19 protein-coding genes are annotated in these 16,687 nt (G+C 67.7%); 9 read left to right on the top strand and 10 right to left on the bottom strand.

Features of this window, described 5'->3' with window-relative positions; genetic code table 11:
* The 3 genes from ACLFOB_RS09510 to ACLFOB_RS09500 form a co-directional block, all read right to left on the bottom strand.
* The coding region (locus tag ACLFOB_RS09510) for an ABC transporter ATP-binding protein (RefSeq protein WP_410925935.1) at window positions 1-491 on the bottom strand (491 nt) is incomplete at its 3' end.
* 155 nt (window positions 492-646) lie between these two features.
* Window positions 647-2,017, bottom strand: coding sequence for an aspartate aminotransferase family protein (locus ACLFOB_RS09505; protein ID WP_410916327.1), 1,371 nt, complete (start codon window positions 2,015-2,017; stop codon window positions 647-649).
* An 86-nt stretch (window positions 2,018-2,103) separates the two neighbouring features.
* Window positions 2,104-2,835, bottom strand: a complete 732-nt coding sequence (locus ACLFOB_RS09500; protein WP_410916328.1) for a Crp/Fnr family transcriptional regulator — start codon at window positions 2,833-2,835, stop codon at window positions 2,104-2,106.
* A gap of 97 nt (window positions 2,836-2,932) precedes the next feature.
* Between ACLFOB_RS09500 and ACLFOB_RS09495 the strand changes: the two genes are divergently transcribed.
* From ACLFOB_RS09495 to ACLFOB_RS09475, 5 genes are all read left to right on the top strand, one after another.
* A complete protein-coding gene (locus ACLFOB_RS09495) occupies window positions 2,933-3,307 on the top strand; it encodes a hypothetical protein (RefSeq protein WP_410916329.1) in 375 nt (124 codons plus the stop codon).
* An 88-nt stretch (window positions 3,308-3,395) separates the two neighbouring features.
* Complete coding sequence (locus tag ACLFOB_RS09490) at window positions 3,396-3,569, top strand: DUF1328 domain-containing protein (protein WP_410916330.1); 174 nt, start codon at window positions 3,396-3,398, stop codon at window positions 3,567-3,569.
* 93 nt (window positions 3,570-3,662) lie between these two features.
* Window positions 3,663-3,890, top strand: a complete 228-nt coding sequence (locus ACLFOB_RS09485; protein ID WP_410916331.1) for a NepR family anti-sigma factor — start codon at window positions 3,663-3,665, stop codon at window positions 3,888-3,890.
* Window positions 3,887-4,501, top strand: coding sequence for an RNA polymerase sigma factor (locus ACLFOB_RS09480; RefSeq protein WP_410925934.1), 615 nt, complete (start codon window positions 3,887-3,889; stop codon window positions 4,499-4,501). The genes ACLFOB_RS09485 and ACLFOB_RS09480 overlap by 4 nt, the downstream gene beginning before the upstream one ends.
* A 50-nt stretch (window positions 4,502-4,551) precedes the next feature.
* The gene (locus tag ACLFOB_RS09475) at window positions 4,552-6,261 is read left to right on the top strand and encodes a sensor histidine kinase (RefSeq protein WP_410916335.1); all 1,710 of its coding nucleotides are present in this window, start codon (window positions 4,552-4,554) and stop codon (window positions 6,259-6,261) included.
* Between the two features lie 15 nt (window positions 6,262-6,276).
* Here ACLFOB_RS09475 and ACLFOB_RS09470 read toward each other — a convergent pair whose 3' ends face one another.
* From ACLFOB_RS09470 to chlG, 5 genes are all read right to left on the bottom strand, one after another.
* The gene (locus ACLFOB_RS09470; RefSeq protein ID WP_410916337.1) at window positions 6,277-6,465 is read right to left on the bottom strand and encodes a hypothetical protein; all 189 of its coding nucleotides are present in this window, start codon (window positions 6,463-6,465) and stop codon (window positions 6,277-6,279) included.
* A 75-nt stretch (window positions 6,466-6,540) separates the two neighbouring features.
* The gene (gene idi / locus ACLFOB_RS09465) at window positions 6,541-7,068 is read right to left on the bottom strand and encodes an isopentenyl-diphosphate Delta-isomerase (protein WP_410925933.1); all 528 of its coding nucleotides are present in this window, start codon (window positions 7,066-7,068) and stop codon (window positions 6,541-6,543) included.
* Window positions 7,065-8,243, bottom strand: coding sequence for a geranylgeranyl diphosphate reductase (locus ACLFOB_RS09460; protein WP_410925932.1), 1,179 nt, complete (start codon window positions 8,241-8,243; stop codon window positions 7,065-7,067). Before ACLFOB_RS09460 ends, idi begins: the two co-directional genes overlap by 4 nt.
* A gap of 3 nt (window positions 8,244-8,246) precedes the next feature.
* Entirely contained in the window at window positions 8,247-9,536 is a 1,290-nt protein-coding gene (locus ACLFOB_RS09455) for a BCD family MFS transporter (protein WP_410925931.1), read from the bottom strand.
* Between the two features lies 1 nt (window position 9,537).
* A complete protein-coding gene (gene chlG / locus ACLFOB_RS09450; protein ID WP_410916345.1) occupies window positions 9,538-10,458 on the bottom strand; it encodes a chlorophyll synthase ChlG in 921 nt (306 codons plus the stop codon).
* Window positions 10,459-10,729: 271 nt separating this feature from the next.
* Between chlG and ACLFOB_RS09445 the strand changes: the two genes are divergently transcribed.
* Complete coding sequence (locus tag ACLFOB_RS09445) at window positions 10,730-11,605, top strand: dienelactone hydrolase family protein (RefSeq protein WP_410925930.1); 876 nt, start codon at window positions 10,730-10,732, stop codon at window positions 11,603-11,605.
* 105 nt (window positions 11,606-11,710) lie between these two features.
* Here the strand turns inward: ACLFOB_RS09445 and ppsR are convergent, their stop codons facing one another.
* Window positions 11,711-13,153 carry a transcriptional regulator PpsR gene (ppsR, locus tag ACLFOB_RS09440; RefSeq protein ID WP_410916343.1) on the bottom strand — a complete coding sequence of 481 codons (1,443 nt, stop codon included), beginning with the start codon at window positions 13,151-13,153 and terminating at the stop codon, window positions 11,711-11,713.
* A gap of 52 nt (window positions 13,154-13,205) precedes the next feature.
* Window positions 13,206-14,000, bottom strand: a complete 795-nt coding sequence (locus ACLFOB_RS09435; RefSeq protein ID WP_410925929.1) for a B12-binding domain-containing protein — start codon at window positions 13,998-14,000, stop codon at window positions 13,206-13,208.
* 339 nt (window positions 14,001-14,339) lie between these two features.
* On the opposite strand from ACLFOB_RS09435, the gene bchF reads away from it, so the two are divergent.
* The 3 genes from bchF to ACLFOB_RS09420 form a co-directional block, all read left to right on the top strand.
* Window positions 14,340-14,846 (top strand): 2-vinyl bacteriochlorophyllide hydratase, encoded by a 507-nt coding sequence (gene bchF / locus ACLFOB_RS09430; protein ID WP_410925928.1) that lies wholly within the window; start codon window positions 14,340-14,342, stop codon window positions 14,844-14,846.
* A complete protein-coding gene (locus tag ACLFOB_RS09425; protein WP_410925927.1) occupies window positions 14,843-16,129 on the top strand; it encodes a ferredoxin:protochlorophyllide reductase (ATP-dependent) subunit N in 1,287 nt (428 codons plus the stop codon). Before bchF ends, ACLFOB_RS09425 begins: the two co-directional genes overlap by 4 nt.
* Before the next feature lie 79 nt (window positions 16,130-16,208).
* The coding region (locus ACLFOB_RS09420) for a nitrogenase component 1 (protein WP_410925926.1) at window positions 16,209-16,687 on the top strand (479 nt) is incomplete at its 3' end.

Below are 16,687 nucleotides of genomic sequence, written 5' to 3'. Positions count from 1 at the left end.
AAGACCAGCGCGCGGGCCAGCGCGATGCGCTGCTGCTGCCCGCCCGAAAGCTGCGCGGGACGGCGACCGCCGAAGTCCCCCATCTGCACCATGTCGAGCGCGCGCCTGATCTTTTCCTCGCGCTCGGATCTGGACAGTTTCCGCACCTCCAGCGGGAACGACAGGTTCTCTGCCACGGTCATGTGCGGGAACAGGGCGTAGTTCTGGAACACCATCCCGATGCCGCGCTTGTGTGGGGGGATGTTGTTGATCGGCCTGCCGCCCAGCTTGATCTCGCCGTGCGTCGCGGTCTCGAACCCTGCCAGCATCATCAGGCAGGTCGTCTTTCCCGACCCCGAAGGTCCGAGCATCGTAAGGAACTCTCCCTTGGGCATCGAGAGGTTGAGATCCTTCACGACCAGCGTTTCACCGTCGTAACTTTTCTGGACGCGCTCGAATTCGACGAACGCTTCTTGCGTCTCCGTTGCCGTCAAGACCGGCTCCCTGTTCATCTCTCGCGGGTCGTTTCCCGCGTTTTCTTGATCTCCCGAATAAACCCGTTCCGGGCCCTTGTTGCAACAGCGTTGCCGGAAACTGGCTGGCCGGAAGGGTAACTCAGCCCAACCTAAAGGCAATTCTCGGCCAGACGTTCAGCGCTTTCGTCGCGTCACCCAAGCACGTCGGCCACCGCGCCGGCGGTTGCGGATGCGATCCGATCCGCCTCTGCCCGTGTCAGGCAGAAGGGCGGCGCGAAGCCCAGGATGTCGCCCTGCGGCATGGCGCGGCCGATCACGCCGCGCTCCAGCAGCGCGGCGGCCACCGCCGGCCCCACCTTGCGCGCCGGGTCGAAGAAGGCCCGCGTCTCGCGGTCCTCGACGAATTCCACCGCGGCCAGCATCCCCTCGCCGCGCACCTCGCCCACATGCGGGTGATCGGCCAGCGCCGTGCGCAGGGCGTCGTTGAAATATGCGCCCGTCTCGCCCGCCGCCGTCACCAGGTCGAGCTTGTCGACAAGCTCAAGGTTGGCGATGCCCGCCGCGGCCCCGATGGGATGCGCCGAATACGTCCAGCCGTGCCCGATGGGGCCCAGCGCATCGGTCCCCTGCTCCAGCACCTTCCAGACCTTTTCGGAGACGATGGAGCCCGACAGCGGCGCATAGGCCGAGGTCAGCCCCTTGGCGATGGTGATGAGATCGGGCTTCAGCCCGTAGTGCTCCGACCCGAACATCGTGCCCAGCCTGCCGAAGCCCGTCACCACCTCGTCGGCCACAAGCAGGATGTCGTGCTTCTGCAGGATTGGCTGGATCGCCTCCCAGTAGCCAGCGGGCGGCGGCACGATGCCGCCCGTGCCCAGCACCGGCTCCGCCCAGAAGGCGGCGATGGTATCGGCCCCTTCACGGTCGATCAGCGCCTCCAGTTCCGCGGCGCAATGCGCGACGAAGTCCGCCTCGCTCATCGAGACGTCATCGCGGCGGAAATAGTAGGGCGCCTCGGTGTGCAGCACCTGCACCAGCGGCAGGTCGAAGGCCTTGTGGAACAGCTCCAGCCCGGTGAGCGAGCCGGTCATCAGCCCCGAGCCGTGGTAGCCGCGCCAGCGCGAGATAATCTTCTTCTTCTCCGGCCGGCCGAGGACGTTGTTGTAATACCAGATCAGCTTGACGTTGGTCTCGTTCGCGTCCGAGCCCGACAGCCCGAAATAGACCTTGCTCATATGAGCGGGCGCACGGTCGAGGATCATCTTCGCCAACCGGATGCTGGCCTCGGTCCCGTGGCCGACGTAGGCGTGGTAATAGGCCAGTTCGCGCGCCTGTTCGGCGATCGCTTCTGCGATCTCCTGCCGGCCGTAGCCCACGTTCACGCAGTAGAGCCCGGCGAAGGCGTCGAGCAGGCGGTTGCCCTCGCGGTCCTCGATGTGACAACCCTCACCGCCGCGGATCACGCGCTGGGGGGCGTTGCCGCGCGCGAACTCGGCCAGATGCGTCGAGGGATGCAGAAAGCTTTCGCGGTCCCATTGTTCGAGCAGATCGTTCCTGAGCACGTCCTCTCCCTTCCGCTGCCGGCACTGTCGGTGACAGAGTCCTGCACGGGTTGACCCTGCGGTGCAACCGTGGCCCGCCGCCGCAGTCAGACCAGGGGTCGCTCCGGCGTCGCCTCGATGTCGATGGCGCAGGCCCGGGCCAGGCGGTCGATGTCGGGAATCCGCAACCTGCCGCCCTGCAGCGACAGCAACTGCTCGCCGCGCAGGGCCGAGAGGGTCTTGTTGGTGTGCACCAGCGACAGGCCCAGCGCGTCGGCCAGATCCTGCTGGCGGAAGGGAAAGGGCACGCCTTCGCCGCCGTTCTCCAGACCCAGCCGCTGCAACCGGCGGTAGAGAGTGACCAGCGCCCAGGCGGTCCGCTCACGCGCCGGACGCTGGCCCAGCGCCGCCATCGCCTCGCCCATGAACCGCTCCTCGACCGCACCCAGCCAGGTCAGGTCGAAGGCCCGCTCGGGAAACCGCTTGTAGAGATCCCAGATGTCGGCACGTCGGAAGACACACAGCCGCATCGGCGTGACCGCCTCGACCGAATAGTTCATCTCGGCCATGACCGCCGCCTGCAGGCCCAGGAAATCGCCCGGCAGAGCGAAGTTCAGAACCTGGCGCTGCCCGTCGCCGACGGCCTTGCTGCGCACCCCCATCCCGCGCAGCACCGTGTAGAGCTGCGGCGTGTTGGACCCCTCCATCAGGACGGTCGTTCCGGGCGAGACCTGCAACTCGCCCGTCTTGAAGCGGCGCATGAACTGCAATTCTTCGGCCGAAAAATCCCGAAAGAGTTCGAGCCGCCGCAGCGGACAGTCCTTGCAGTCGGTCGCCACCTGACTCCTCCGCGACATGTCAAATCTTATTGCAGACGCACGAGGAGCAGGCCAAGTTCCGCGAATGACAGATCGCCCCCTGACAGAGCGCCCGCCGATGCCGTCCACCGTCAAGACTGCACGCAACTATATCGTGTGCTACTCGACCCCGCTCGTGGCCGAGGACATCTCCAGCGGGATCACCGAGTGGGATCCGGAAGCGGTCGTCGAGGTCTGCAGCGATCCGGGCGAATTGTTCGCATTGCTGGAGGGCACCAGCCGTGTCTTCGCGGTCTTCGCCTCCCAGCCGCCGGCCGAACTGGTGCGCAGCGGCCTGCTGACTGCGCTGCGCGCGAAAGGGGGACAACTCATCTGGCTCGCCTCGCGCGCGGATGTCGAGGCGGCAGAAGCGCATCCATCGATCGTGGCTCTCGACGTCCCCTTCACGACCGAGACGCTCCATGAGGTGCTCAGGAGCCTGAAACGGTCCTGACCTCGCGTTCCGGCAGCCGAAGACCGGGAACACGAACGCCGTCCGTCGGGTTGCACTGCCTCATGACGTCTAACCGACGGAGTCTGAAATGCTCTACTGGGCCATCGTCTTCCTGGTGATCGCGCTGGTTGCCGCCTTCTTCGGCTTTGGTGGCATCGCAAGCGCCTCGGCAGGGATCGCGCAGATCCTGTTCATCGTGTTCCTCGTGCTGTTCGCGATCGCGGTGATTGCACAGGTCGTGCGGGGACGCGGGCCTCGCTGAGCAGGCTGTCTCCGCCCCGGATCGGCAAAATTGCACGTTTCGGGAACCGAATGGCGCCGGGGACGTTGCGTCTTGGGGGAAATCGGGCACACAATGAAGAAAGGCCACTCGATGCAGGCGACAGAGGAACGCGTGTCAGGATCGCGCAAACCGAAAATCCTTTCGGAGAACGACGCCGGGGACTCACCGGAGAGTTCGTCGGAGAGTTCGTCAATCGACGCCAATTTGCGCCGCGTCTACGAGGAACTCGTCGAGGATGAGGTCCCCGAGCGTTTCAAGACATTGCTGGAGCAGTTGCGTCGTCAGGAGCAGGGCCGATGAATGCACCCGCCACCCGAAGGCGTGCCAGCGCCGGCGCGGAGCAGCCACAGGAGCCACAGGAGCCACAGGATCCTAGAGACGAAATCGCGCTGCACCTCAAGCCCATGCGTCTCTTCGCGCTGTCGCTGACGCGCGATCTCAGCCGCGCGGACGACCTCGTGCAGGACACGGTGGTCAAGGCCTGGACGAATATCGACAAGTTCCAGCCCGGCACCAACATGCGCGCCTGGCTCTTCACCATCCTGCGCAACACCTTCTACTCGGAACGCCGGCGCGCAAAACGCGAGGTTTCCGATGTGGACGGCATGCTTGCCGGACGAATCGCCACGAAGCCGGACCATGACGGGCGGCTGGCGCTGAACGATTTCCGCGCCGCCTTCGAGCAGCTGCCGGACGAGCAGCGCGAGGTTCTGATTCTCGTCGGCGCGCAGGGCTTTTCCTACGAGGACGCGGCGGAAACCTGCGGCTGCGCGGTCGGCACGGTCAAGAGCCGCGCGAACCGGGGGCGCAGGCGTCTGGCAGAACTTCTTGGCATGGACGCGACCGAGACGATGGAGTTGACGGATCAGCGCACGCTGGCCGTGATTGCCGAGAACCCGAGGTCCGGGTGAGCAACGACAACGCGGGGTCACAGAGCGTCGGGGCATGGAACGAAACGCGAGTGGAAGGCCCCGACAGCCGGCCACGCTCGCTTCTGACCATCGTGGCTGCGATCCTGACGATCGCGCTCTTGCCCATCGGGGCGATCGCCGTGCTGCAGACGCAGCGCGCCATCGAAGTGGCGAATGCCAACTATCGAGCGGACCGCCTCGACATCGCGATGCGCATCGCCACGCCCGAGCGTGAGGCGATCGTCTCTGCGCTGGGTCTCGCGTCAGGTGTCGCGGACGCGCTGGCCGTGCTTGCGCCCGACAGCGCAGCCTGCACCAGCTTGATGGAACGCACGTCCGAGACGCATCCCGAGATTTCCTTCATCGGGTTGATCGCCGAGGACCGGTCCTCGGTCTGCAACTCGACGAACGAAACGGTGCAGTTCCAGAGAACCGCTGCCGTGGAATCCCTTTTCGAGAGTCCGCAAAGCCAGGTCGGCTACGATGCCGACGGGCAGATCACCCGCAGCCCCGTGGTGATCGTCAGCCACCCGGTGCGCTCCGCAGAGGGCGAACTGCGCGGCGTCGTCGCGCTGTCGTTTCCCGCCCGGACGCTAGAGGAGGCACGCGCGCGGATGGATGTCGAAAGCAATGCGCATCTGCTGACGTTCCAGCCCGACGGCGACATCCTGACCGCCAGCACGGGGGACCTTCCGGTCGAGGGCGCCCTGCCCGAAAACGTCGCGCTCAACGATCTGGTCATCGGCGGATCGCAGAGCTTCTCTGCCGTCAACCGCGACGGCGAGGCGCGGCATTTCGCCGTCGTGCCGATCGCGCCCGGAACCGCCTATGCGCTGGCCAGCTGGCCGGCCCGCGGGCCGGTGCCGGGCCAGACGCTGCTCATCCTGTCCTCGCTTTCCTTCCCGCTGGCAATGTGGCTTGCCAGTCTGGCCGTGGCCCTCGTCTCGATCCAGCTCATGGTGATCCGCCCCATCGGGGCGCTGCGTCGCGCGATGCGCAGTTTCGCGGACCGGCGACAGATCCCCGTCACGCCCGAATTGCGCGACGCCGCTGCCGAGTTGCGCGACATCGACCGCACCTTTCACCGGATGGCGGAAAAGATCACCCGCGACGAGGCCGAGGTCGACAACAAGCTCCACGAACGGGAGATTCTGCTGCGCGAGGTCCATCACCGCGTGAAGAACAACCTGCAACTGATGTCATCGATCATGAACATGCAGATGCGGCGCACGAGGTCGGCGGAGGTGCGCGCGGCGATCCGCAACCTGCAGGACCGTCTCACCGGCCTGGCGATGGTCCACCGCACGCTCTACCAGGCCTCCGACCTGGCGCAGGTGCGGGCGGATTCGCTGATCGAGGATGTCGTCCGCGAACTGGTGGCACTTGCCAGCACCCAGACGAAATCTTCCGTCAAGCTGCACTTCGACCTGTCACCGGTGACGCTGGAACCCGATCAGGCGGGTCCCCTCGCGCTGCTGACGGCAGAGGCCGTGACCAACGCGCTGAAATATGCGGAACCGGACAAGTCGGGCGACTTCTGGCTGCGGGTGACACTCGGCCACGAGGCGGATGACGACGGCTACCGTGTCCTCACGGTCGAAAACAGCACCGCGCCCCAGCCGCAGGCCGCAGGCGAAGAGGGACTTGGCGCGCGCCTGATCCGCGCCTTCGCATCGCAACTGGAAGCTAAAGTGGAGCAGGAGGCTGCGGATGGTCGCTACCGCGTGCGCGTGCGCTTTTCCGCAGCCTCCGGACGGTAGCGGCGCCAAGTCAGATCACTCTGCCGGCGCCGTATCCGTCTGGTCCGGAGTGGCCTGCGGCGTGTCCGGTCGCTCGCCATCGGTCACGTTGAACGCAAGTGCGATCATCACGATCAGGGCGAAAAGCAGCACGGCACCGATGCCGATGAGCACGGGCCTGTGACGGCGCTTCTGCCTCTCGAGATTGATATCGGGTGGCGACATGGATTGCCCTCCTTTCGGAGGGATAAACGCGCGGGAGCGGCGCAGGGGTCCGTCAGCCGCCCAACCGGCCTTCGGTCAGGCCGGAACGTGGCCGAAGATGTCCTGCACGTGCTTCTGCAGGTAGATCCGCAGCCAGGGTGTATATCTTTCGGGGCTGCGCGCCACGTCGGCGGTCAGCTCCGGCAGCGTCGTCCAGCGCGTCTCCATCACCTCGGCCGGGTCGGGTGCGGGCGCGATGCGGCGGGGCGCCTCGGCGGTGAAGATCTCGACCACCTCGTGCTCGATCAGCCCGCCGCCCACGTCGGCGCGGTATTCCACCTGCCCCCGGTGCGACAGCGGCAACCCCTCGATCCCCAGTTCCTCTGCCAGGCGGCGGCGCGCGCAATCCTCGGCCGGCTCGTCCCAGTGGGGATGCGTGCAGCAGGCGTTGGCCCAAAGCCCCGGCGTGTGATACTTGCCCAGCGCGCGGCGCTGCAGCAGCACGGCATCGCCTGCCAGCACGAAGACGGACACCGCCTTGTGCCGCAGGCCGCGCCGGTGCGCCTCCAGCTTTTCGACCGGAATCAGCGCGCCGCCCACCCAGGCCGGGACCGTCAGCGTCATGTGTAGGTCTCCCGCACGAGGCCCGAAAGGTGGGCGAGGTTCTTGAGCCCGATCTTGATGTGGGCAAGCGGCCGGGCCTTCACAAGTTCCTTGTTCATGTAGGCCTCGAAGGTCAAGCGCTGCACGTCGATGTCGTGGCAGAGCGAGACGAAGCGCTCGCGCCGCGCGTCGGACTTGTAGTAGGCGTCCTGCATCGCGCCGAGGATCTTGAACACGTTCTTGTGCTCGCGCATGAAGAGGTGCCGCGCGAGCTTCAGCTTCGCCACCTGCCCGCTCTCCAGCGTCGCGGCGGCCGCGGCGGCGGCCACCCGCCCGCCGATCATCGCGTAGAAGATTCCCTCGCCCGAGGACGGCGCGACCACGCCCGCGGCATCGCCCGCAAGCACCACGTCGCGCCCGTTGTCCCAGCGGTCGAGCGGCTTGAGCGGGATCGGAGCGCCCTCTTTCCGGATGGTGGGGCAATCGGCAAGGCCCGAGGCCGCGCGCAGGTCTGCGGTGGCCTTCTTGACGTCCACCTCCTTGACCATGCTGCCCATGCCGACGCTGGCGGATTTGCCGTGCGGAAAGACCCAGCCGTAGAAATCCGGCGAGATGGCGCCGTCGTAGACCACGTCGCAGCGTTCGGGGTCGTAGTCGCCGACCTTGCCGGGGGCCTCGATGATCTCGTGATAGGCGATGACGTAAGGGATCCTGTCGCCGCCGGCGACCTCCTGCCGCGCCACGTTGGACCGGGCGCCGTCGGCCCCGATGACAAGGCGCGTGGTCAGCCGCCGCGTCTCGCCGCTTTCCTTGTCGCGGAAGAGAACGTGGGTGCCCGTGTCGTCGCGCTCGATCTTGGTGAAGGTGCCGCGGTAGCGGTCGGCGCCCGCAGCCTCCGCCCTGTCGCGCAGGAAGGCGTCGAAATGCTCGCGGTCGACCATGCCGACGAAGCCGTTCTCGATCGGGATGTCCACGCGCCGCCCGGTGGGAGAGATCATGCGCGCGGTGGTGATCTTCGCCACGAGCTGGTCCTCGGGGATGTGGAAATCCCGGATCGCCCGTGGCGGGATCGCGCCGCCGCAGGGCTTGATCCGTCCCTCGCGGTCGATGAAGGCCACGTTGCGCCCCTCGCGGGCCAGATCCTCTGCGGCGGTGGCTCCGGACGGTCCCCCGCCCACGACGACGACATCATACATCACTCATTCTCCCGGCATCAGCGCGGCGCCGCGTGGTGCGCGCGCGCTCTCGATCACTTTCAGCGCCATCAGCGCGGCGACAAGGAAGAGCGCCGCCTCGGCAAGGAACACGGTGCCGAAGGCGGCCGCGTCGCTCGCCATGAGGGTGCGCATCACGTCGGCGGCGGCGGCGCCCGTCAGCCCGCCGAAGCCCGCCGCAATGGCCTGCGCCGCGCCCCAGAGGCCCATGCGGGTGCCCTCGCGCGATTCCCGGCCCTGCCCGGCGAGCGCCATCATCGAGCCGATGGCGGCCACCGCGAACATCCCGTTGAACATCCCCAGCGCCACGACCGCGGGCATCAGCGCGCCTGTCAGCGCCGCACTGCCCGCTGCGGCGATCGCGGCAAGACTGGCGGCCGAGCCGAGGCATCCCGCGACCACCCAGGCCCGGAGCGAGCCGATCCGCAGCCCGGTCGCCGCGATGCCGACGACCAGCATCCCCACGAAGACGCCGCCGTTCTGCGCCCCCGAGAGCGTGGTGGTCTGCCCGGGCGTCAGCCCGAAGACGAGGCCGGCATAGGGCTCGAGGATCAGTTCCTGCATGAAATAGGCAGTCATCGAGAGGAACACGAAGATCGTGAAGTTGCGCGCGTGACGCTCGCCCCAGACCTCCTTCAGCCCCTCGACGAAGCCCTGCTCGTCATGCGCGGGCTGGGCATCGACCCCGCGCTCGACGCCCCAGACGGCGAGCACGGTCAGCAGCACGGCGCCGCCCGCGACGATCGCCACGATCCTGAGCAGCAGCGCGTGGGAATAGGGATCGAGGAATGCGCCCACAGTGCCCGCCGTCGCCGCGATGCCGAAGATCATCATCAGCCATGTGATCGTGGCCGCCGCCGCGCGGCGATGCGGCGCGGTCGCCGTTGCCAGCAGCGCCAGCAGCGAGGTGCCCGAGGCGCCCACACCCACGCCGATCAGCGTATAGGCGAGGATCGAGACGGTCAGGCCCAGCGCGAAGCTGCCATCCATCAGTGCAACGCCCCAGGCGGCGCCAAGCCCGCCAAGCGCCAGCACGCCCATGCCCCCCACGATGAAGATCGTGCGGTTGCCCCCCGCGTCCGAGAGGAACCCCCAGTTCGGCCGCGTGATCTGGATCCCGTAGTGCAGCGCCACCAGCAGGCCGGGAAGCACCGCGGGCAGCGCCAGTTCAACCACCATCAGGCGGTTGAGCGTCGAGGTGGTCAGCACCACGATCGCGCCAAGGCACATCTGCACCAGCCCCAGCCGCGCGATGGAAAGCCACGAGAGCGTCATCTCAGAGCCCCCCCAACCCGCGCAGCGCAAACGCCGCGATCATCATGCCCGAGACATACATCGCCACGCCCGTGCCGTTGAACCAGGGCGCCTTGGCCTTCGGGTCCTGCATCATCACCGTCGCCGCCCAGAGCTGGCCGAGGATCAGCACGGCGATTGCTGCCGCATGCCAGCCCTGCCCCCAGCCCGCCAGCAGGGTGAAGACCGCGATCTGCGGCAGAATCATCACCCAGGCCGCGACCCTGGCCGCGCGCTCGGGACCCAGCGTGACCGGCAGCGAGTTGACCCCCATCTGCCGGTCGCCCTCGAGCGCCTTGAAATCGTTGAGCGTCATGATCCCATGCGCGCCCACCCCGTAAAGCAGCGCGACGGTCACGATCTCGGGCGCGGGCGCCCCGGCGGACAGCACGGCGGCGCCGGTAAACCACGGCAGCGACTCGTAGGACAGGCCCACCAGCCCCGGCCCCGCGATGCCGGACCGCTTCAGCCGCACCGGCTCGGCCGAGTAGGCCCAGGCGGCAAGCACGCCGAGGATCGTCGCGCCGAAGCCCCAGGGGCCAAGCTGCCAGCCCACGACAAGCGCAAGCCCCGACATCGCCAGCGCGATCCACAGTCCCCAGCGCCCCGGCACGCGGCCCGAGGGGATCGGGCGATCGGGTTCGTTGATCGCATCGACCTCGCGGTCGCACCAGTCGTTCGCCGCCTGGCTCATCCCGCAGACGATGGGGCCGGCCAGGACCATGCCCAGCAGCACGAGGCCCCAGGCATCGAGCGGATTGGCGCCCACGGAGACGATCCCGCACAGATAGGCCCATATGGGCGGGAACCATGTGATCGGCTTCAGAAGCGTCAGCACCGCCCGCGGCTCGGGCAGGGCGCGACGCGTGTCCACGGGGGACTGCATGCTGTCCATGACACTCATGGTGTCAACTAAACTATACACTCGCGAGTCGGTAAAGCCCTTTTGTGACGTCAAGTGCCCCTCGCGATGCCGTCAGGCGCGCGAGGCCCCGCACGAAGCTGAAGGCGATGCCGACCAACCGGCGCACGCGCGGATCGCGCCTTGGCCGCGCGCCCCTGAAAACGGCAGAAAGAGCGCATGGAAAGGGTCGGGAGGGTCGTCCTGCCTCGCGTCCCGCGCCGCCGCGTGGCACAAACGGCGCGTGGACCCAACAAGCCGGAGAGCTATCCCGATGTGGGCGATCATCGCCGCGGCGGCAATGGCGGGCGGACTTGTCGCGCTTGCCGGCGCCAACATGCTGGGCCGGTATTCCGGCCTGACCGTGCCGCGCGCCGACCCGGAGGCGCTGACCCGGATGCTGGCGCCGCACGCGCGGCTCAGCACCCCGTCCGAGGGCGCAGGGCCGTTTCCCACGGTGCTGCTGTTTTCCGGCTGCGACGGACCGAAGGACAATCTCGACACCTGGAGCAGGGCGCTCAACGCGGACGGCTGGGCCGCGCTGGTCGTGGACAGCCACGCGCCGCGCGGGCTGACCGATTTTCAACTCTGGCGCCTCGTCTGCGCCGGCCAGCTTCTGACCGGGGCGGAGCGCGCGGGCGACGTGGCCGCCGCGGTCGCCGCCGCCCGCCGGCTGCCGCAGGTGGATGGCGACCGGCTTGCCCTGCTGGGCGCCTCGCATGGCGGCTGGGCGGTGCTGGAATTCCTGTCGATGGCCGACCACGGCGAGGTGCCCCACGCGCTGACCCGCTGGCCGGACGGCATGGAGACCGACCCGCTGGACGGGATCGTGGCGGCGATCCTGCTCTATCCCTACTGCGGGCAGGTCACGCGCGCGGCGCGGCGCGGCTGGGAGAGCAGGATTCCGGCGCTCTTCCTGCTGGTCGAGGCCGACGCGATCGCCAACGAGACCGCCTGTCGGCGCATCGTCGCCCGCGAGCAGGGACGCGGCCTGCCGGTGTCGGAGCACGTCTATTCCGGCGTCACGCATGGCTTCGACCAGAGGGACAGGGCCGCGCTCAGTTCCCTGAAGTTCGACGCCGAGGCGACAAAGGACGCGCTGGCGCGTGGCACGACCTTCCTGGACCGGGCCATCGGCCGCGCGCCCTGAGCCGCTCAGGCGGCGCGCGTCATGGCCCGCCCCCGCAATTTCCGGCGCCCTCGACCGGCTGGACCGGATCGCGCCGCGCCGCGATGCGGACGGTTCCTGCGCCGGTCAGTCGCCCCCGTCGCCCGGATCGCCGCCGCTGTCCAGCAGACCGTATTTGCGCAGCTTGACGTAGAGGCTCTGCCGCGACAATCCCAGCATCTCTGCCGCGGCGACGCGATTGTTGTCCGTCAGCCGCACTGCCGTCTCGATGCAGAGCTTCTCGACCACGTCGGTCGTCGCGCCCACCAGTTCCTTCAGCGAGGCGGTGCCGACAAGGTCCATGACATTGGTCATCGCCTCTTCGCTCATGGTCGCGCCGGCCTCGGCGACCGAGATCGCCTGGGTCGCGCTCACCTCGCGGATCACGAAGCCCAGGTTCCGGTCGCTGCGCCCGGTGAGCCGCGCGGCGGATATGTCGACCGTCGCACGCATTCCCACGACGCTTTCGAGTTGCGCGGAATACCCCCTGAGTCGGCCGGTCTTGTCGACCTGCTCGAGCATCAGCTTCAAGTCCACCGAGCCGCGGGCCAGGAAATCGGACAGCGGCCGGCCCTGCACGTCGCGCAGTTGCGCGGCATCGGTGAGGCGCAGGAAGCCCTCGTTCGCCTCGCGGATCTTGCCCTTGGCGTCGGTCAGCAGGATCGCATCGCTCGTGCTGTCGAAAAGCTGCCCGAGGGCGCGCTGAAAATCGCGGCCGGCCTGATCCTCGTCTGCGACGGGCAGGATGCGGCACAATAGCGCCACCTCTCCCGAGGCGCGGAAGAATTCGGGGTAGAGCCGGACATCCGCGCCGCTGCGCCGGATCACGACCGGGATGCCCTGCGCGTCGTCGCCCGCCGCGGCCGCCTTCAGCGCCTCGCCGAACTCGCCCTTCCTGCGACCCTCGAAGCACTGCGCGAAGGCGTTGGCGCTGAGGTTGTCGGTCTGCACACCCAGAAGCTGCATGGCGGCGCGGTTCAGATCCAGCGCGCGGCCCGAATCGGGCTCGATCATCGCCATGGGGGTTTCGGAGGCATCGAAGACCACGCGATAGCGCGTTTCGACCCCGCGAAACCGTTCCGCGTCCCGCTCGCGCGCAAGCTGTTCGCGCACCAGCCGCTGCTGGATGTCCGCGAAGGGCTGCATGTCGCGGCCCAGCAGGAGGATTCCATAGTCCTCGCCCGCGTCGTGGATCGTGTAGCGGATGGGGAATTCCCAGTTCGCATTGTCGACGTGGTTCAATTCCATCGGCCGCACGACAGCGTCCGAATCGGAGAGCACCGTCGCGATCCGGTCCTCGAACTTCGAGCGGCTGTCCTCGGTCAGGAAGTCGCGGAAATCGCGTCCGATCCAGTGATCGAGGCATCCCAGATAGGGGCTTTCCGGGCTGACCGAGAGGCCGAGCACCCTGCCTTCGCGGTCGATCGCCACGGCCAGGTCGGCGAACTGCTCGATGATCCGCTCGATTCGGGAAGGCGCGGGAAGGACGCCGACGCGCACCCGTTCCGACATCCTGCCCTGTTTGGTCACGGCGACCCCTTCGACGTTAGCGCCGCGCAGCTCCCCCGCTCACGGCCACCCCTTACATAGATAGCGTCTTTGGCATATGCGCAAGGCCAACAAGGCGCAGAGCCTCTTCGCAATCTCCTGCGACATGGTCTGCGCCGGTCGTTTGTGCAAGGTCCGGCACGGATTCTTTGACCGGCCCGCCGATGACGACGGGCGGAAGAGGCGCACGCGCGGCCGCGCGCATCTCCGATATGAATGTGCGCAACTCGCCCGTCGCACGGCGGGTCGCACAGGTCAGACCGACCATCGCGAAATCCCGCTGGGCGACCAGCGCGGCGACCTCCGCGGCGGAGGGTCCGATGGCAAGCTGCACGGAATGTCCCGCCCGCCGCATCTGATCCGCCGCGATGAAGACCCCGAGCGCATGCGCCTCGAAGGGCGGCAGGACCAGAAGGATGCCGCGGGTTCCGCCGGAAGGCGCCGCGCAGCGCCGCTCGGCGCGCTCGCGCAGCAGCGTCTGCAGCCGCCCGGTGCCCACCGTGACCTCGACAAAGGTGGCCTCGTCGCGCATCCAGCGATCGCCCAGTTCGCGCGCGACGGCCGGCAGATAGGTGTCGAACACCTCGTCGCTGCACACCCCGCTCGACACCATGGCCGAGATCACCCGGTGGTGACTGGTCTCCGAATCCGAGACGACCGCATCGCATAGCCGTTCGACCCATTGCGCCGTGTCGCCACGCCGATCGCACTGACGGCTTTCGGCGAGGATCCTGAGCGCGGATTCGGCAAGAGTCCTGATTCCCGTGTGCTGGCAGCAGCCCTGACCGGCTGCAACGTGGCGATCGTCGATTTCGGCGCCGTCTTTCATCCTGCCCTCCGTCCCAAAGGCAAGTCCGAACGACGGCATCGTCGAGTCCCGCCGTTCCTGTCAGGCAAGTTTGCGGCTGGATGCCGCCAACTGTCAAACATTCTTGACACCGCCCACGCGAGTTTTCACACATGACACTGAAATCTGTCGAAAAAATTCTGCTGTATTTTCAATTAGTTTCGAGGCGCTACCATTTTTCCGCTGCCGCGCCGCAGCATTCCCCGGTGTCGTCCATTCTGCCTGACATGACCAGGCTGGACCGAGTGTAAATTAGGATTGACACTTTCCGAGTCGTCCTCGTAGCATCCAGATCATCACCGGAGAGCCCGCGGAGGAGACATGGCCAACCGGCCCGGCCGCCAGACCCAGACGGCAGCAGTGCTCTACACCCCCGAGCAGCGCATGCGCCGGGACGAGAGCATCTGGACGCTCGTTCAGGGCGTGCTCGCCCCGCTGCAGTTCCTGGTGTTTCTCGCCTCGCTCGCGCTGGTCGTCCGCTTCCTGCTGACGGGCGAGGGCTACGCCGCCGCCACCTGGTCGGTCGTGATCAAGACCGGCGTGCTCTACACCATCATGGTCACCGGCGCGATCTGGGAAAAAGTGGTTTTCGGTCAGTATCTTTTCGCGCCCGCCTTCTTCTGGGAGGACGTGTTCTCCTTCGCGGTGATCGCGCTCCACACATGGTATCTCTACGCCGTCTGGTCCGGCGGCTACTCGGCCAGCGCCGAGATGGCGATCGCGCTCGCGGCCTATGCCGCCTACGTGGTCAACGCCGGCCAGTTCCTCTGGAAACTTCGCATGGCAAGGCTTGGCGCAGAGGCCGCCGCCGCCCGGGAGGCCGCATGACGCAGAGCTTCGCACCACCGCCCAGCGCCGGCTGCCGCAACACCCCGATTCTCAAGGAGCGCGGTCAGCGCGAGGTGTTCTGCGGGCTGACGGGAATCATCTGGCTGCACCGCAAGATGCAGGACGCCTTCTTCCTCGTGGTCGGCTCGCGCACCTGTGCGCATCTTCTTCAGTCCGCAGCCGGCGTGATGATCTTCGCCGAGCCGCGCTTCGGCACGGCGATCCTCGAGGAACAGGACCTTGCAGGCCTCGCCGATGCGCATGAGGAACTCGAGCGCGAGGTCGAGCGCCTGCTGTCACGCCGGCCTGACATCCGCCAGCTTTTCCTCGTGGGCTCCTGCCCCTCGGAGGTCATCAAGCTGGACCTCGCACGCGCCGCCGAGCGCCTCACCCGGCGCCACGCGCCGCATGTGCGGGTGCTGAACTACTCGGGCTCGGGCATCGAGACGACCTTCACGGAAGGCGAGGACGCCTGCCTCGCCTCGATGGTGCCGGTCCTGCCGGAAAGCGACGCGCGCCAGCTGATGCTCGTGGGCGCGCTGCCCGACGTGGTCGAGGATCAGGCGCTATCGCTGCTCGACCAGCTCGGCATCGGCCCCGTCACCGTGCTGCCCGCCGCGCGCGCGAGCGATCGGGTCGCCGTGGGCCCGAACACGGTCGTCGCGCTCACGCAGCCCTTCCTCGGAGGAACGCTGCAGGAACTGGAGCGTCGCGGCGCGCGGCACCTGCCCGCCCCCTTCCCCTTCGGCGAGGAAGGCACGACCGCCTGGCTGCGGGCGGTGGCCGCCGAGTTCGGCGTCTCCGACGAACGCTTCGAGGACGTGACGGCAGCCCCCCGCGCCCGGGCGCGCAAGGCCGTGGCCAGGGCCGCGGAGACGCTGAACGGGCGATCGATCTTCTTCTTCCCCGACAGCCAGCTCGAAATCCCGCTGGCGCGCTTCCTGACCCGCGAATGCGGAATGGAGGCCGTCGAGGTCGGCGCCCCCTACATCAACAAGCAGGTGGTCGGCCCCGACATGGACCTGATGGCCGAGGGGCCGGTGATCTCGGAAGGCCAGGACGTCGACCTGCAGCTCGACCGTGTGCGCACGGCACGCCCCGATCTTACCGTCTGCGGCCTCGGCCTCGCCAACCCGCTCGAGGCGGAGGGGCTGACGACCAAGTGGGCGATCGAGCTCGTCTTCACGCCGGTGCATTTCTACGAACAGGCGGGCGATCTGGCCGGGCTCTTCTCGCGCCCGATCCGCCGCCACGACCTTCTGAAGCTGGAGGCCGCGGAATGACTGCTTCCCACTCCCTCTTTCAATGGTCCCGAAATACCCCGGGGGTGCGGGGGCTGGCCCCCGCGGCGGAGGGCACGGCATGAAGCTGTCGGTCTGGACCTACGAAGGCCCCCCGCATGTCGGCGCCATGCGTGTCGCCACGGGCATGACGGACCTGCACTACGTGCTGCACGCGCCGCAGGGCGACACCTATGCCGACCTGCTCTTCACCATGATCGAGCGGCGCGACCACCGCCCGCCGGTGACCTACACCACCTTCCAGGCGCGGGACCTGGGCAGCGACACGGCGGACCTCTTCAAGACCGCCTGCCGGGACGCCTACGAGCGGTTCCGGCCGCAGGCGATGATCGTCGGCGCCTCCTGCACCGCGGAGCTGATCCAGGACGACCCCGGCGGCATGGCCGAGACCATGGGCATGCCGGTCCCGGTGGTGCCGCTGGAGCTGCCCTCCTACCAGCGCAAGGAGAACTTCGGCTGCGACGAGACCTTCTTCCAGCTGGTCAAGGCGCTCGCCCGGCCGGTGGAGAAGACCGAAGCGATCACCGCCAACCTGATCGG

Source organism: Rhodosalinus sp., from assembly GCF_046542825.1.
Lineage (GTDB): Bacteria > Pseudomonadota > Alphaproteobacteria > Rhodobacterales > Rhodobacteraceae > Rhodosalinus.
The sequence above is the reverse complement of the archived record's forward strand: the minus strand, read 5'-3'. Positions and strand labels throughout refer to the sequence as shown.

What these genes read in the sequence shown, in the direction of transcription:
- bchF (WP_410925928.1), top strand. Translation starts at nt 14,340, where the DNA reads ATGGCCAACCGGCCCGGCCGCCAGACCCAGACGGCAGCAGTGCTCTAC.
- ACLFOB_RS09445 (WP_410925930.1), top strand. Translation starts at nt 10,730, where the DNA reads ATGTGGGCGATCATCGCCGCGGCGGCAATGGCGGGCGGACTTGTCGCG.
- ACLFOB_RS09490 (WP_410916330.1), top strand. Translation starts at nt 3,396, where the DNA reads ATGCTCTACTGGGCCATCGTCTTCCTGGTGATCGCGCTGGTTGCCGCC.
- ACLFOB_RS09470 (WP_410916337.1), bottom strand. Translation starts at nt 6,465, where the DNA reads ATGTCGCCACCCGATATCAATCTCGAGAGGCAGAAGCGCCGTCACAGG.
- ACLFOB_RS09425 (WP_410925927.1), top strand. Translation starts at nt 14,843, where the DNA reads ATGACGCAGAGCTTCGCACCACCGCCCAGCGCCGGCTGCCGCAACACC.
- ACLFOB_RS09435 (WP_410925929.1), bottom strand. Translation starts at nt 14,000, where the DNA reads ATGAAAGACGGCGCCGAAATCGACGATCGCCACGTTGCAGCCGGTCAG.
- chlG (WP_410916345.1), bottom strand. Translation starts at nt 10,458, where the DNA reads ATGAGTGTCATGGACAGCATGCAGTCCCCCGTGGACACGCGTCGCGCC.
- ACLFOB_RS09480 (WP_410925934.1), top strand. Translation starts at nt 3,887, where the DNA reads ATGAATGCACCCGCCACCCGAAGGCGTGCCAGCGCCGGCGCGGAGCAG.
- ACLFOB_RS09495 (WP_410916329.1), top strand. Translation starts at nt 2,933, where the DNA reads ATGCCGTCCACCGTCAAGACTGCACGCAACTATATCGTGTGCTACTCG.
- idi (WP_410925933.1), bottom strand. Translation starts at nt 7,068, where the DNA reads ATGACGCTGACGGTCCCGGCCTGGGTGGGCGGCGCGCTGATTCCGGTC.
- ACLFOB_RS09455 (WP_410925931.1), bottom strand. Translation starts at nt 9,536, where the DNA reads ATGACGCTCTCGTGGCTTTCCATCGCGCGGCTGGGGCTGGTGCAGATG.
- ACLFOB_RS09460 (WP_410925932.1), bottom strand. Translation starts at nt 8,243, where the DNA reads ATGTATGATGTCGTCGTCGTGGGCGGGGGACCGTCCGGAGCCACCGCC.
- ACLFOB_RS09485 (WP_410916331.1), top strand. Translation starts at nt 3,663, where the DNA reads ATGAAGAAAGGCCACTCGATGCAGGCGACAGAGGAACGCGTGTCAGGA.